Origin of the sequence: Pontibacillus chungwhensis BH030062 (assembly GCF_000770675.1) — a bacterium.
Taxonomy (GTDB): domain Bacteria; phylum Bacillota; class Bacilli; order Bacillales; family BH030062; genus Pontibacillus; species Pontibacillus chungwhensis.
This window is the reverse complement of record NZ_AVBG01000002.1, coordinates 294,756-309,674: the sequence shown is the minus strand read 5'-3', so window position 1 is coordinate 309,674 and position 14,919 is coordinate 294,756. Positions and strand designations below refer to the sequence as shown.

Here is a 14,919-nt window from a genome sequence, read left to right as displayed (position 1 = left end):
ACTTCAAAGGAAGGGGTGTGGACCATACGTTCCAAACGTTTATAGGCTGGTGTTCGTTAACGCTTTCTAAGGGGGGAATGGAGCGTTTAAAATAGATTATTCAGAAGGGATGATTCCTTTGGTGGGAGAGAGGAGAGAGAAATGGGAAGATGAACGCACCTCTGCGGACTAAGGTGCGATCGTGAACATAGATGAAACAAAGGGGGGATCGTAGTGGGGAAGAGTACGTGTTACTCGTACTCTTTTTACCCATGTCTTATAGTACTTTGGAAGACTTTCGCTATAAGAAAAGGTATATATGTATTCTTAGAGAGTGATACAATAGAAGGATACGATGAAAAAAGAAAGAGGATACGCCTTTGAATAGTTTTAATCAATTTAACTTGCATGAAATGTATATTATGCGATTGAAAGAAATGGGGATTACAACTCCAACAGATATTCAATCGGAAGTCATCCCTTTGATGTTAGAAGGACATGACGTAATTGCTCAAGCTCAAACTGGTTCTGGTAAGACGTATGGCTTTTTACTGCCATTACTCGAGAAGATTAATAAAGAAGACCCTACTATACAGGCTCTTATTGTTGCACCTACGAGGGAGTTGGCTCTTCAGCTGACCGCTGAGTTGGAACGACTCTCTGAAGGGGTTAGTGTGCTTGCTGTTTATGGCGGTAAAGATGTACAGCAGCAAGTGAAAAAACTAGATAAAACTCAGGTTGTCATTGGTACACCAGGGCGCCTTTTAGACCATATGCGAAGAGGAACAATTGATCTATCGAACGTTTCCTCTCTTGTACTAGATGAAGCGGATCAGATGCTTCATTTTGGTTTCTTTGAAGATGTCGAGACCATTGTGCGTAGTACTCCGAACGTTAAACAAATGGCGCTATTTTCTGCGACCCTTCCATCTGATATTAACAAATTAGCATACAAATTTATGCGTCACCCAAAACAAGTTCGCATTCAGGCAAAAGGGCGGACTGTGGAAGAAATTGAACAATTCGTGGTCGAGACGACGGATCGTAAAAAACAAGAAGCGCTCCGAAAGGTTATTAAAGAAACACAACCTTTCTTAGGAATAGTCTTCTGCCGTACAAAGAGACGGGTGAGTAAACTTTACGGTGAGTTAAAAGCCATGGGATATCAGGTTGATGAATTGCACGGAGACCTATCTCAAAAGAAGCGTGAAAAAGTAATGGAACAGTTCCGAGAAGCAAAGGTTCAATTACTAGTAGCAACGGATGTAGCTTCAAGAGGCTTAGACGTAGAAGGAGTAACACACGTCTATAACTATGATATTCCACAAGATGTTGAAAGCTATATTCACAGGATTGGAAGGACAGGACGTGCCGGTGATGACGGTGTTGCCATTACATTTACAGCTCCTAAAGATCAACAAATGCTTTCTGCAATTGAAAAAGGCATATCTCAAAAACTTAAGAGAAAGCAACTCTAGCTAATCATCTTACAGAAATAATATGATTAAGTGAGTGCTGCAAAAACCGTTCAGGGGATTCCCTTTGAACGGTTTTTATTTAGACGCGGAGTTCTCTAAAGCGCATCAGGAATAAAGAACCGATTAGAGAAGACTTTATACTCTGAAGTGTCTGATAAAATATGTTAAAATATAAGTATAAACACACACTCTATGGCAAAGGAGAGGGTTGATCATGCGTAAGAAAATCCTCGTAGCATATGATGGTAGTGCAATGAGTAAACAGGCATTACAAGAGGCAAAAAGCCAGGCAGCTGATGCTCCAGATGCAGAAATTCACGTCGTTTCTGTTGTGCGCACGTCAGGTCCTTTCACCAATGCACAAATGTCTAAAAGTATCGGAAATGAATTAGCCGAACAATACCGGACCGACATGAACCGCCTCAAAGAAGAAATGAAAGAAGAAGGCGTAGAGGTCATCACCGATGTAATCGTCGGTAAGGTTGAAAAAAATGCAGGTGCACGAATTTGTGACTATGCCAAAGAACGGAACATGGATTTAATCATTGTCGGTAATCGTGGCTTTGGGAATGTGAAGAAGATGATTCTTGGCAGTGTAAGTAATAACATTGTCCAGCATGCTACTTGTCCCGTGCTCGTTATGAAATAAGAGTGATGAAAAACCTTCGGATATCAATAAAGAGGAGAGCTCCCACCATCATGGGAGGTCTCCTCTTTATTTCGCCACTATTGCTAGCCTTCTCCACATAAGCCCCCTTATGCGGAAAATCGAAGCTGAGATAGTTTAGCAGGAAAGGGCCGTTGCGTTTGATGAGTGGTCGGGCTTGCTCGGGGACAACTCGCTTTCCTGCGGGGAGCTGGGAAGCCTCCTCGTTCGCTTTCGCTCTCTGTGGGGTCTTCCCTAGGCTCCTTATCCCGCGGGAGTCTCGCAGTCCCCGAGCAAGCCCTGGCATAAATAGGTTAACGGCCCTTCGAGCGCATCGGGTGGCCCTATCTCTCAAATGGCTTGTTTCCGTTCAGCCAAATATAGAAAAGGTGGGCCTGGAAACTGCGAGACTCCCGTGGGTAGAAGAGCCTAGGTGAGACCCCGCAGGCCGGCGTGCCGGCTGAGGAGGCTCACCAGCTCCCCACAGGAAAGCGAGTGGTTTCCAGGCCCACCTTACGCCCCAATAAAGCTAACGGAAACGTATCTCTAATAATCAACAAACAAAACCAACTTATTTAAACCAGCCTTTTTCCTTAAAACGCGCGATTGCTTCAATTCGGTTGCTGACTTCGAGCTTATCTAAAATCACAGAGATGTAATTGCGTACTGTCCCGGGAGTGATATAAAGTTCGTTTGATATATCCTTGGTATTCTTTCCATCAGCCATAAGCTGCATGACCTGCTTTTCTCGTTCGGTTAATGGATTTTCATTTCCGTAGGCAAGGTCAACAAGTTCTGGGGCAAAAATGCGTTGGCCATCCATGATTCTGCGTATAGACGTAGCCAGTTCTTCACTAGGACTATCTTTTAATAAATAGCCACTTACTCTTGCTTTTTGGGCGCGTTCGAAGTAACCGGCTCTCGCAAATGTTGTGAGAATAATGATCTTGCAATCCTCATCTTTTAGTTCTTCAGCAGCATCTAATCCAGTTTTCGTCGGCATTTCAATATCCATAATACACACGTCAGGCTTTTGTTCCCTGACGAGCTTACAAGCTTCTTCACCGTTATTAGCCTGGCCTACAACTTCCATTCCTTCTTCAAGATCTAAGAGCGCACCAAGGGCCCCGAGCATCATGCGCTGGTCTTCTGCAATGACTATCCGTATCACATCGATCCCTCCTCTTCTGTTTGGTGTGCAACATTTGGTACACGGATTGTTAGGGTTGTGCCGTTTGAGCTTTGTATATCTAACGTTCCATTAACGAATTCCAAGCGCTCTCTCATTCCTTGAAGTCCATGTCCTTTTAATGATTCAATTTTTTCAGAGATCCCCACTCCATCATCTCTTACTTCAATCATCACTTCCTCACTTGATTGCTGAATCGTTACGTGACAAGTCTTTGCCTGACTATGTTTAACAATATTCGTGGCAGCTTCTTTTAAGGACATGCTAAGGACATTTTCCACTAACAAGGGAGTATGAGAAAGCTCTGGGTTTCCTTCAAGTGTAAAGGTCATCTCTGCTGCTTCTATAATCTGCTGGACACGAAAGATTTCGTCATCTAGTTTAGATCCCCTCATATTTGAAACCATTTCACGTACTTCTTTTAAAGCCGTTCTTGCTGTTTGGTTTATATCTTGGATTTCTTTTACCGCGTTATCAGGTTTAACGTGAATCAGTTTGCCTGCTAAATCACTTTTAAGACCTATGAGAGAGAGTTTCTGACCTAGAGTATCATGAAGATCTCTCGCGATCCTTTCCCTTTCTTCAATCACCATAAGTTGAGAAATCCTTTCATTTGCATGCTCTAACTGACCTTCAAGCTTCTGCTGTTGGTTGCGATACCGAATGGTAAAGGGCAAAAGGATGACGCCGATAATGGTAATGATAATAAAAGGGAGTTGTGGAAATAGGGACTCGTTCTGAGCAATATAGACGGTGGTTGCTGCAGCGAGTGTTGTAGTTAGATGTACAATATAGAGAGACAGAAATCCTCCCTTATGTTGGATATTCCCAATAAAGAATGCTAGAAATAATGAAAAGTACACATAGCCAAACAACAAGGTCATGATTAGGCTAATGGCAATCTCAATACTAACCCAAACGTAGGCAAACCCACTCTCAGAGTTAAATGAACGTAAATAAGCAACGAAAAACAAAGCGATCATTAATATACCGAATAAAATTTCTGTTACAGATGAAGACCGGAATATAAAGAAAAAGGGCAGTAAACAGAAGATGATCCATACATACGTGCTCAGACCGGTATTTTTAGGGATGATGTGAAACCAATTTTGCACAACATTTTCCTCCTTTCCGTATTTGTTTATTTTAATCTCAATTAAGCATATCTTACTTCGGTTTTCCCTGTCACTCATTGCCTTTTTAATTCATTTTCGGGCAACATTTATTAGGGAAATACAATTTTGGTTTGGCGAATATATACTCTAGAAAAAAAGATCCCGACCAAAGTGGAAGGGATCTTGGTTGCTTATTTTTCTTGGAGGCTAGGGCGCTTTTGCCCAAGCATTGATTGTTCCTTTGCTTCTTTCAAGCGTGATTTTGCCTCGCTGAAGCTAACGAACGTTTTGTTCTTAGTATCATACAGACGGAAACGAATGGATTCTAAGCTCGTTTTAAGCGTAATCGTAGTTGCATGCTCTAATGGTGGTGTAGCATCGTGTGCTTTCTCTAAATTATAATTAGGGACTCTTGGGCTTAAGTGGTGCACGTGATGAAAGCCGATGTTCCCAGAGATCCATTGTAATACCTTAGGAAGCTTGTAATAAGAGCTTCCGTCAACTGCTGCTTTTACAAAGTCCCATTCACTTTCCTCTTCAAAGTATGAATCTTCAAATTGGTGCTGTACATAGAATAACCAGATTCCAAGTACGCCTGACACGTAAAGAATCGGAAGGTTAATGATTAGGAACGCCTGCCAGCCGATTGCCCAAATCATAAGGGAATAGAGTACGACTACGGCAACGTTTGTAATATACGTGTTCATACGCTCTTTCTTCTTCGCGCCTTTGCGATTAAAGCGATTGGCTATTAGGAACAAGTATAGTGGACCTAAACCAAACATTACGAGAGGATTACGATACAAACGGTACGCAAAACGTTGTTTGAAAGAGGCTTCTTTATACTCTTCAATGGTCATCACCCAGATATCGCCCGTGCCTCGTTTATCGAGGTTGCCACTTGTCGCATGGTGGATATTGTGATCGCGTTTCCATTTCTCAAATGGAAACAGTGTAATAATACCGGCTATTGTGCCAATAATCCGGTTTGCTTTTTTGTTTTTTAAGAAGGATTGGTGTGTGCAGTCGTGAAAAATAATGAAGATTCGTATGACAAATCCACCGGCAATCATGGCTAATGGAATGGTTGCCCATACAGAAATCTCCAAGCTAAGATACGCAAGATACCAAACAAGGATAAATGGAACAAATGTGTTAATTAGTTGTTTAATACCAGCGGTTGAATCAGGCTTTGCGAAAGCCGCAACACTCTTTTTTAATTCTTGTTGTTGTTTTTTTTGATTTTGATCCATATGATAACTCCTTCAAGCAAGCTTATTGATTGAACTGTTCCTCTAATCATAAATGAACAGCAAACACTTTATAAGACATAAACGTCAGGTGACATATATGACATTTGTCATGGGTTGTCTTCCTTTTTGAACCAGTTAATTTTATGTTCTGTATTATGCTTAAAATCATGCAACCAATCTCAAACTAAGAAGGCAAGTCTTAGGGGCATTGGAGTTTTCTTGTTATAATGGGGCTACATATACTGAAGGAGGATGGATCATGAAACATAATGAACAATACATAAATGAGCTTAATGAATTCCTGGAAATCCCAAGCATCTCATCCATGCCAGAGCACAAAGAGGATGTGAAAAAGGCAGCTGAGTGGTTAAAAGGGTCTCTCCAAAAAGCAGGGATTGAGAATCTGGAGGTCATCGAAACAGAAGGGCATCCGATTGTCTATGGAGACTGGCTTCATGCAGAAGGGAAGCCTACGGTATTAATCTATGGACATTATGACGTTCAACCTGCTTCTCCGGAGGAACTTTGGGAAACGCCTGCATTCGAACCAACAATACGAGACGATAAGCTCTATGCAAGAGGAGCAACAGATGATAAAGGACAATTGTTCATTCACGTTAAAGCTGTAGAGAAGCTGATGCAAGAAAATGGCGAATTACCGGTCAATGTGAAGTTCTGTATTGAGGGAGAAGAGGAAATGGCAAGCCCGAACCTGCCTCCGTTTATTGAAGGGAATCAGGAGAAACTAGCGGCAGATGCTGTTCTGATTTCAGATACGTCCTTTATCGAAAAAGGTCAACCTGCTATTTGTACGTCGCTTCGCGGAGCGCTAGCTATGGAACTTAACTTGAAAACAGCGAACACAGATCTACATTCAGGTGTTTACGGGGGCGGGGTTCCAAATGCGATCCATAGTCTCGTGAATTTGTTAGACTCCCTCCATGACGAAAGTGGGAAGGTTTCCGTCGAAGGGTTTTATAAAGGCGTGCAAGATCCTACTTCACAATTGAGGGAAGAAGTAGCTTCTATACCTTTTGATGAAGAGAAGACGAAGGAAGAGTTAGGGTTAGAAGCTTTCTACGGTGAAGAAGGGTTTACGTTCCAAGAGCGTACAGGCATTCGTCCAACTCTCGAGGTTAACGGTCTAGCTGGCGGTTTTCATGAAGAAGGGTTTAAAACGATTGTCCCAAGTGAGGCGCATGCGAAGATAAGTTGCCGTCTTGTAGGAGGACAAGAACCCGAAGAGGTCTTCGAGGCGATCTTAAATCATTTAGATAAACATAAACCAGTAGGAGCAAGCGTTGAAACAAAGAAGTTAATAACGGCCAAGCCCGTATCACTTGACTCAAATAATCCTATGATTCAAAAAGCAGCCGCTGCTTATGAAAAGGTTTATGGGGTGGCACCTCTATTTCCAAAAGAAGGCGGTTCGATCCCGATTGTAGAAGTGTTTTCACGAGTGCTGCGTTCCCCTGTTGTGATGATGGGCTTTGGTTTACCATCAGAAAACTTGCACGCTCCGAATGAACACATACACTTAGAGAATTTCACAAACGGAATTGAAACGGTTACTTCTTACTTGAAGTCACTATAGTAGAGAAAAAGAAAGGCTCTTTCTGAAGCAAATTTCAGAAAGAGCCTTTTTATAGGTTTCCGTATATGGTACACATTTGGACTGTACCCAATAGCTCATTCTTCTGATATGATTGGGAAACATCAGTATGAAACGGCTGAAACAGCGTAATAATTTGACTAAGCTAGGTTTACTAAAGACCAGTTACAAAACTCTAGCAGATTGGGTGAGATGATGAAGAAAGAAATTAAATTAAAGATAAAACAAGACTACGCGAAAAAGATTAAAGAAGGTTTCCCTTTGATTGAAAAGGAAGCACTGACAAATGCTGAGATCCTTAGTGAAGAAGGCCAAATTCTACATTTAATGGATGAGCGTGGTCGTTTTATAGGAAAAGGCTACTACGGAGAGCAAAATAAAGGATACGGATGGGTACTAACAAGACATCAAGATGAAACAATTGACCAAGCGTTCTTTGAAAAGAAAATTGGGGTGGGCCTTCAAAAACGTAGCAGCTTTTTCAAAGATAACTCTACAACAGCTTTTCGTATCTTTAATGGTGAAGGAGATGGCGTAGGAGGCTTGACGATTGATTACTACGAGGCCTTTTACGTGGTGAGCTGGTATAGTGAAGGGATCTTTGCTTTCAAGAATCAAATTCTAAAAGCTTTACAACAGCTTGTTGAATATAAAGGAATCTATGAGAAGAAGCGATTTAACACAGGTGGTAAATATATCGACGACGACGATTTTGTAACAGGCGAGCGCGGCGAATTTCCTATGATCGTAAAAGAGAATGATGTTCAGTTTTCTGTGCATTTAAATGAAGGTCCAATGACAGGTGTGTTTTTAGATCAGCGTGATGTACGTAAAAAGATTCGTGATCAATATGCTGAGGGGAAAACGGTATTAAATACTTTCTCCTATACAGGAGCATTCTCTGTATTTGCAGCGCTTGGAGGAGCTACGAAGACGACAAGCGTTGACTTGGCCAATAGAAGTTATCCGAAAACGGTGGAGCAGTTTAGCATCAATGGAATTGATTACGAAGCACATGATATTAAGGTTATGGACGTATTCGAATATTTCAAGTACGCGGTTAAGAAACAGTTAACCTTCGATATGGTTGTTCTTGATCCTCCAAGCTTTGCCCGTTCGAAGAAACATCGCTTTAGCGCTGCAAAAGATTATAAAGACTTACTCAAACAAGCCATTGCGATCACAGAAGATAATGGAGTTATTGTCGCATCAACGAACTACAGTGGCTATGGCATGGGGAAATTTAAAGGGTTTATCGAGAAAGCCTTTAAAGAAACAGGCCATCGTTACAAAATTGAAGAACAATTCACCCTTCCTTCAGACTTTGCAACGACCAAAGAATACAAACCAGGAGACTACTTGAAAGTTGTCTTCATTAAGAAGCTATAAGCCTGTAGCATCTTAAAATATTATGTTTCCTCAGCTTAGTTGAACGTAAGGTGGGCCTGGAAACCACTCGCTTTCCTGTGGTTAGCTGGTGAGCCTCCTCAGCCGGCAAAGCCGGCTTCCGGGGTCTCACCTAGGCTCTTCTGCCCACGGGAGTCTCGCAGTTTCCAGGCCCACCTTGCCATATGGTGAGTATCGGAAACAAGCTATGTGTATCTATGCAACGCTCAAGCGTCGGGGCGTTAGGAAAATATATAGCAAGAGGGGGGCTTTGGAACGAGGAGACTCTTGCGGGAGAAAGAGGTCGACGAGACCCCGCAGGGTGGGTTAGCGATAGAGGAATGAAAACAAAGAGGAAGTTCGACTAAAACCGTCACGTCTTGTGACAACGTCGAACGACCCCACGTCGTGTGGGGCCGCCCGCGGAAAGCGAGTCGTTCCAAAGACACCCCAACCACTCCATAACTGCAGACGCCCCAATTCCCCTTCGGTGTCTTAGTTTCGACTCATCTCCAGGCTTATATGGAAGATCAAAAGTAAACATCAATAGAGCCAAATATAAAGACGCTTAGAGTAACTTATACTCTAAGCGTCTTTTACTTAGTGTCGTTTATGGAGCCACAACACACCTGATTTGGCGAGGCGTGGTAATAGTCCTGTTACTGGCTTTTGCATCATGTTCCCAAATCCGTCTGATTTTCCTAAGGAACCAAGAGATCCTTTTAATTTAATTTCTTTTGGCTTATCTGGCTCTTTTCCGTTATAAAGCGCTAATAAAATGGAGGCAATGTGTTCTCCTTGTTGACCAGCTAATTGGCCACTAGGAGAATAATTCGATGAAGCACAGTCTCCAACGATATATACATTTGGCTGTTCAGGCACTTGGTAGTAATCGTTGATGATGATTTTCTCTTGTGGGTCTTTCTCGAACGGTAGATCCCGAACCAATTTGTTAGGTCTTACCCCTGCTGTCCAAATGGTTACGTCGTTTACAAAGCATATTCCATTATTGCATACGCCGTCACGTTCTACATACTCTACATTGGCATGGTGAATAACCTCTACATCATTTCGTTTGAACCAATCTTCTACATACTCTTGAATCTTTGGATCAAAAGGGCGTAGAACGGTTTCCCCACGGTCCAATAGTCGAATATTTAAATCAGGGCGGCTCTCACGAATTTCAGATGCGACCTCGATTCCACTTAATCCTGCTCCGACTACAGCTACCTTCCCATGTGCATTGAGGTTTCCAACTTCAAACCCGGCTTTCCTTGCTTTCTTGAACGTTTGTACACTCTGCGTATATTCAGAGGCACCTTGTATACCGTGGTAATTGTCCTCGCACCCAAGTCCGATTACGAGATCATCGTATGGAACAGGATCTGTATGTTCACGAACGACAACTTGCTGATTCTGAATATTAATCTCCATAACTTCCCCAAATACATAATCAACTTGATCATGTTCTGGGAAATCGATGCGAACTTCTCTATCTGCTTTCGTCCCAGCAGCTATTGCGTAAAATTCGGTTTTAAGTGAATGGTAGGGATTACGGTCTACCATTGTAATATGAACGTCTTTTGGCAACCCACCTTCAAGCATATCTTGAAGAATCTTTAACCCCCCGTAGCCGCCGCCGACGATGACTAATCTTTTCATAACGAAACACCACCAATTCGTATTCACTACTATACTATTAGAAAACGCTTTCCCCTTTAAAGGTTATCAAAAACAAAAAAGGAAGACTAGAAAAACTATCAGAAAATTGAAATGCAACTGTAATATTTTATTATGATGAAGAATGAAGGAGCCAAAATCTCTCGTTTTAAGTACATTCAAAGGAGAAATGATAGCGTTTCCCTATATAACGATATAAGTAAACATTTTTCGACAAAACTTTCAGAAATTTTTAATAAATATTAATTGTAATGGACTTGGGTGGATTCTATAATAACAATAAGCATAGATTGTAAGATGTTTTACAAATAAAAAAATCCTCTTACACAGAGAGAAAAGGGTGAGTGATAGTTTGGTCACTTCGACAACCATGGATCACGATATCTATTTATTTCACCAGGGAAATCTACGTTATGCCTATCAGCTTCTTGGTGCTCATATGGAACAACAAAATGGGCAAGATGGGGTACGGTTTACGGTTTGGGCGCCGAATGCTGTAAAGGTAAACGTAGTCGGAACATTTAACGACTGGGATGGACGACAACACCCTATGGAGAAATTGAATGAAAATGGCCTGTGGTCTACATTCATTCCTGATTTACAAAAAGGTACAATTTATAAATATGAAATTTTAACGCCTCACGGGCATTTACAATTGAAAGCAGACCCCTATGCTTTCTCAAGCGAGATAAGACCCAATACGGCTTCTGTTTTACATCCCTTAGGTCATTACGAGTGGAATGATCAATCGTGGATGAACCAAAGAAAAGAAACCAATCTCTATGAATCACCTATATCTATTTACGAGCTTCACCTTGGATCTTGGAAAAACATTGAACCTGAAGTCTTTTATACATATCGGGAGTACGCAGACATGGTCATTCCGTATGTGAAAGAACTGGGTTACACACACATCGAACTTCTTCCAATTACAGAACACCCCTTTGATCGTTCATGGGGATATCAAGCAACTGGATATTATGCGGTAACCTCCCGTTACGGAACGCCTGATGATTTTAAATACTTTGTAGATCAATGCCACCAGAATGGGCTTGGTGTTATTTTAGATTGGGTTCCGGGTCACTTTTGTAAAGACCAGCATGGTTTGCGCAGGTTTGACGGGGAACCTCTCTATGAATATAGCGATCCCATGAAGGCTGAGAAGTCACAGTGGGGAACTCTTACGTTTGATTTTGGACGCAATGAAGTTCAAAGCTTTCTTATGTCTAATGCGATCTATTGGTTAAAAGAATATCATTTGGATGGTCTTCGCGTAGATGCTGTAGCCAGCATGCTCTATCTTAGCTTTGGTAAAGAAGATGGAGAATGGCAGCCCAATGAATACGGTGGGAGCGAAAACCTCGAAGCCGTTTCTTTTATTAAAAAGATGAACGAAGCCATATTTGAAGAAGTACCGAATGTCCTTATGATGGCGGAGGAATCTACTTCGTGGCCATTAGTCAGTGCCCCTACTTATGTAGGAGGGCTTGGCTTTAATTATAAATGGAATATGGGCTGGATGAATGACATGTTGAAGTACATGGAGATGGATCCAATTCATAGGAAATACCACCATAACTTAATAACGTTTTCTTTGTTTTATGCGTTCTCTGAGAATTTTGTATTGCCGATTTCTCATGATGAGGTTGTTCATGGTAAGAAATCGTTGCTCAATAAAATGCCTGGAGACTATTGGCAGAAGTTTGCTAGTTTACGTGCGTTCTTAGCTTATATGTATGCCCATCCAGGTAAGAAACTATTGTTTATGGGGTCAGAATTTGGTCAGTTTGATGAATGGAAAGACTTAGAGGATCTTGATTGGGAGTTGCTCAATTTTGAAGCTCATGCTTCCACTAAGCAATACATGAGTGACCTTCACAAACTTTACAAAGACCATCCAGCTTTATGGGAGATGGACCATAAAGAGGAGGGCTTTGAGTGGGTTGATCCGAATAATTATGAGCAAAGTATCGTCTCTTTTATTCGTAATAGCCGTGCAGATGACCAGTTGGTCGTAATCTGTAACTTCACCCCAGTTGTTTATCACGATTATAAAGTAGGCGTGCCAACAGAAGGTGTCTACGAAGAAATATTTACAAGTGATGCCGTCCAGTTTGGTGGGTCAGGTCAGATGAATGAGATGCCACTTCATACGACTTCTATACCGTGGCAAGGTCAGGGACAACACGTTACGATGACCATTCCACCGCTTGGAGTAAGCTTCTTAAAAAGAACTTCTTTACTAGAGGAGGACAAGTCTTGAAAAACAAAGAATGTGTAGCAATGTTGTTAGCTGGTGGTCAAGGAACAAGGTTAAAGTCTTTAACGAAAGAGCTGGCTAAGCCTGCTGTGTTTTTTGGTGGGAAGTACCGTATTATTGATTTTCCTTTAAGTAATTGTACGAATTCAGGTATTGATACGGTAGGGGTCCTGACCCAATATGAACCATTAGTTTTAAATCATTATCTTGGCATTGGATCACCTTGGGATTTGGATCGAAAATATGGCGGGGTTTCCGTTTTACCACCTTACATGCAAGCAGAGGGCGGTGGATGGTACACAGGTACAGCAAATGCGATTTACCGCAATTTAAAATTCCTCCATCAATATGACCCTGAGCATGTATTAATTCTATCAGGTGATCACATTTATACGATGGATTATTCCTTAATGCTTGATTACCATAAAGAGCAAAACGCAGATGCTACTATTTCTGTAATCGAAGTGCCATGGGAAGAAGCAAGTCGATTCGGTATTATGAATACAGAAGAGAATGGTGACATTGTAGAGTTTGATGAAAAGCCTGCTTATCCAATGAGTAATCTAGCCTCTATGGGGGTCTATATCTTTAAATGGGAAGTGTTAAAGGAGTATTTAACTGCGGATGATGCTAAGCCAGAATCTTCTCATGATTTTGGTAAAGATATTATCCCTGCCTTACTACAGGATGAGAAGAAGTTAAAAGCCTATACTTTTGAAGGATATTGGAAAGATGTTGGGACGGTAGATAGCTTATGGGAAGCCAATATGGACTTACTGAAAGAAACGCCTGATTTGGATCTGAATAACTCTTCGTGGAGAATCTATTCAAAAAATCCAAATCAGCCCGCTCAGTACTTAGCCTCAACGTCTAGTGTCCGCAATGCACTTATTAATGAAGGTTGCAAAATTTACGGAACCGTAGATACCTCCATCTTATTTTACGGTGTACATGTGGAAGAGGGAGCAGTAGTAAAAGATTCTGTGATTATGCCAAACGTAAAGATAGGTGAAAATGTACAAATTCACCGCGCTATTATCTCTGAAGGTAGCGTTATTGAAGATAACAGTGTGATTGGTGATCCTACTCCAGGCAGCGAAATAACCCTTGTTGCTGAAGAAGGAAGCATTATGGCGAACAGTTATGCAATGACTCAATAAGTAGGGGGAAATCGTATGGAACGAATAGCGGGTATTATTAATTTGGATCATGAACAGGATATGCTAAATGAGTTAACTTATTTCAGGTGCGGAGCGGCCGTTCCTTTCGGTGGGCGCTATCGTATGATTGATTTCACCGTATCAAACATGACAAATTCACGCATTGAGTCTATTGCAGTATTCGCTCGAAGGAAATACCGTTCTTTAATGGATCACCTTGAACAAGGGAAAGCGTGGGATCTCGATCGTAAGCGTGGGGGGTTATTTATTCTGCCACCTGACTGGAATGATCCAACTGATATATCAAAGGGTGACCTTCAACATTATCATAATAATATCGATTTTTTACGTCGCACATCTGCAGATTATATACTCGTTTCAGGCTCTCAACACATTTGTAATATCGATTTCCAAGAGGTATTAAAAGACCATAAGGAAGCAGATGCAGATGTGACTGTTATTTATAAAAAGGTCGACGAAATGATGCCTGAATATCAATTGGCTCAGAAGCTGAATATTGGTGAAGGGAACAGAGTAGAGGCTATTCATAACGAGCATTATAATCCGAATGTTTACATGGAAATGTTCCTAATTAAAAAGAAAGTGTTACAAGATTTAGTGGAGAAGGCCATTGCTCATGGGCATTCTCACTTCTTCCGTGATGCTATTAAAGATCAATTACCTACTATTCATGTCAACGCCTATGAATATAAAGGCGCACATGCTCTTGTGAATTCTTTAGAGAGTTATTACCGAAACAGTACGAATTTATTAAAATCAGAAGAGCATGATCGTCTGTTTAAAGATGATGCACCTATTCTGACAAAGGTTAAGAATGAAGCACCTTCGAAATATATGCACGGTTCTGATGTGAAGAACACATTAGTCGCTAATGGATGTGTAGTAGAGGGGCATGTGGAGGATAGTATTCTCTTCAGAGGAGTAAAGGTAGGCAAGGGGGCTGTCATTAAGAACTCTGTGATTATGCAGCGATGTGAAATAGCTGATCATGCAGTATTAGAAAATGTCATCCTTGATAAAGATTGCACCATCTCAGAAGGTAGAACCCTTATTGGAGCGCCTGAAAAACCATTTGTTGTAGCGAAACGTAAAACAATGTAAAAGGAAAAGGCGGGGCTGCCTAAACTCCATACCGGCAGT

At 41.5% G+C, this 14,919-nt stretch carries 11 protein-coding genes; 7 read left to right on the top strand and 4 right to left on the bottom strand.

What is annotated here, in order from left to right; translation table 11 throughout:
• Window positions 1-359 precede the first annotated feature (359 nt).
• Complete coding sequence (locus N780_RS04225) at window positions 360-1,457, top strand: DEAD/DEAH box helicase (RefSeq protein ID WP_052114881.1); 1,098 nt, start codon at window positions 360-362, stop codon at window positions 1,455-1,457.
• A 214-nt stretch (window positions 1,458-1,671) separates the two neighbouring features.
• Window positions 1,672-2,106, top strand: coding sequence for a universal stress protein (locus N780_RS04220; RefSeq protein ID WP_036780416.1), 435 nt, complete (start codon window positions 1,672-1,674; stop codon window positions 2,104-2,106).
• A gap of 568 nt (window positions 2,107-2,674) precedes the next feature.
• Here the strand turns inward: N780_RS04220 and N780_RS04210 are convergent.
• The 3 genes from N780_RS04210 to desA form a co-directional block, all read right to left on the bottom strand.
• Window positions 2,675-3,274: a response regulator transcription factor gene (locus N780_RS04210; RefSeq protein ID WP_036780408.1), complete on the bottom strand. Its 600-nt coding sequence runs from the start codon at window positions 3,272-3,274 to the stop codon at window positions 2,675-2,677.
• Window positions 3,271-4,407 (bottom strand): sensor histidine kinase, encoded by a 1,137-nt coding sequence (locus N780_RS04205; protein WP_036780406.1) that lies wholly within the window; start codon window positions 4,405-4,407, stop codon window positions 3,271-3,273. The genes N780_RS04210 and N780_RS04205 overlap by 4 nt, the downstream gene beginning before the upstream one ends.
• A gap of 191 nt (window positions 4,408-4,598) precedes the next feature.
• Window positions 4,599-5,660, bottom strand: a complete 1,062-nt coding sequence (desA, locus tag N780_RS04200) for a Delta(5) desaturase DesA (protein ID WP_036780404.1) — start codon at window positions 5,658-5,660, stop codon at window positions 4,599-4,601.
• Window positions 5,661-5,919: 259 nt separating this feature from the next.
• Between desA and N780_RS04195 the strand changes: the two genes are divergently transcribed.
• Window positions 5,920-7,254, top strand: coding sequence for a dipeptidase (locus N780_RS04195; RefSeq protein ID WP_036780403.1), 1,335 nt, complete (start codon window positions 5,920-5,922; stop codon window positions 7,252-7,254).
• A gap of 213 nt (window positions 7,255-7,467) precedes the next feature.
• On the top strand, window positions 7,468-8,661 hold the full coding sequence (locus tag N780_RS04190) for a class I SAM-dependent rRNA methyltransferase (RefSeq protein WP_036780402.1): 1,194 nt from the start codon (window positions 7,468-7,470) through the stop codon (window positions 8,659-8,661).
• A 597-nt stretch (window positions 8,662-9,258) separates the two neighbouring features.
• Here the strand turns inward: N780_RS04190 and N780_RS04180 are convergent.
• Window positions 9,259-10,320 (bottom strand): NAD(P)/FAD-dependent oxidoreductase, encoded by a 1,062-nt coding sequence (locus N780_RS04180; protein WP_036780397.1) that lies wholly within the window; start codon window positions 10,318-10,320, stop codon window positions 9,259-9,261.
• A gap of 388 nt (window positions 10,321-10,708) precedes the next feature.
• On the opposite strand from N780_RS04180, the gene glgB reads away from it, so the two are divergent.
• From glgB to glgD, 3 genes are read left to right on the top strand one after another with little or no spacing between them, the layout of a single operon-like run.
• Window positions 10,709-12,601, top strand: coding sequence for a 1,4-alpha-glucan branching protein GlgB (glgB, locus tag N780_RS04175; RefSeq protein WP_036780767.1), 1,893 nt, complete (start codon window positions 10,709-10,711; stop codon window positions 12,599-12,601).
• Window positions 12,598-13,758 (top strand): glucose-1-phosphate adenylyltransferase, encoded by a 1,161-nt coding sequence (locus tag N780_RS04170; RefSeq protein ID WP_036780394.1) that lies wholly within the window; start codon window positions 12,598-12,600, stop codon window positions 13,756-13,758. Before glgB ends, N780_RS04170 begins: the two co-directional genes overlap by 4 nt.
• A gap of 15 nt (window positions 13,759-13,773) precedes the next feature.
• Entirely contained in the window at window positions 13,774-14,880 is a 1,107-nt protein-coding gene (glgD, locus tag N780_RS04165; RefSeq protein WP_036780390.1) for a glucose-1-phosphate adenylyltransferase subunit GlgD, read from the top strand.
• Window positions 14,881-14,919: the final 39 nt, after the last annotated feature.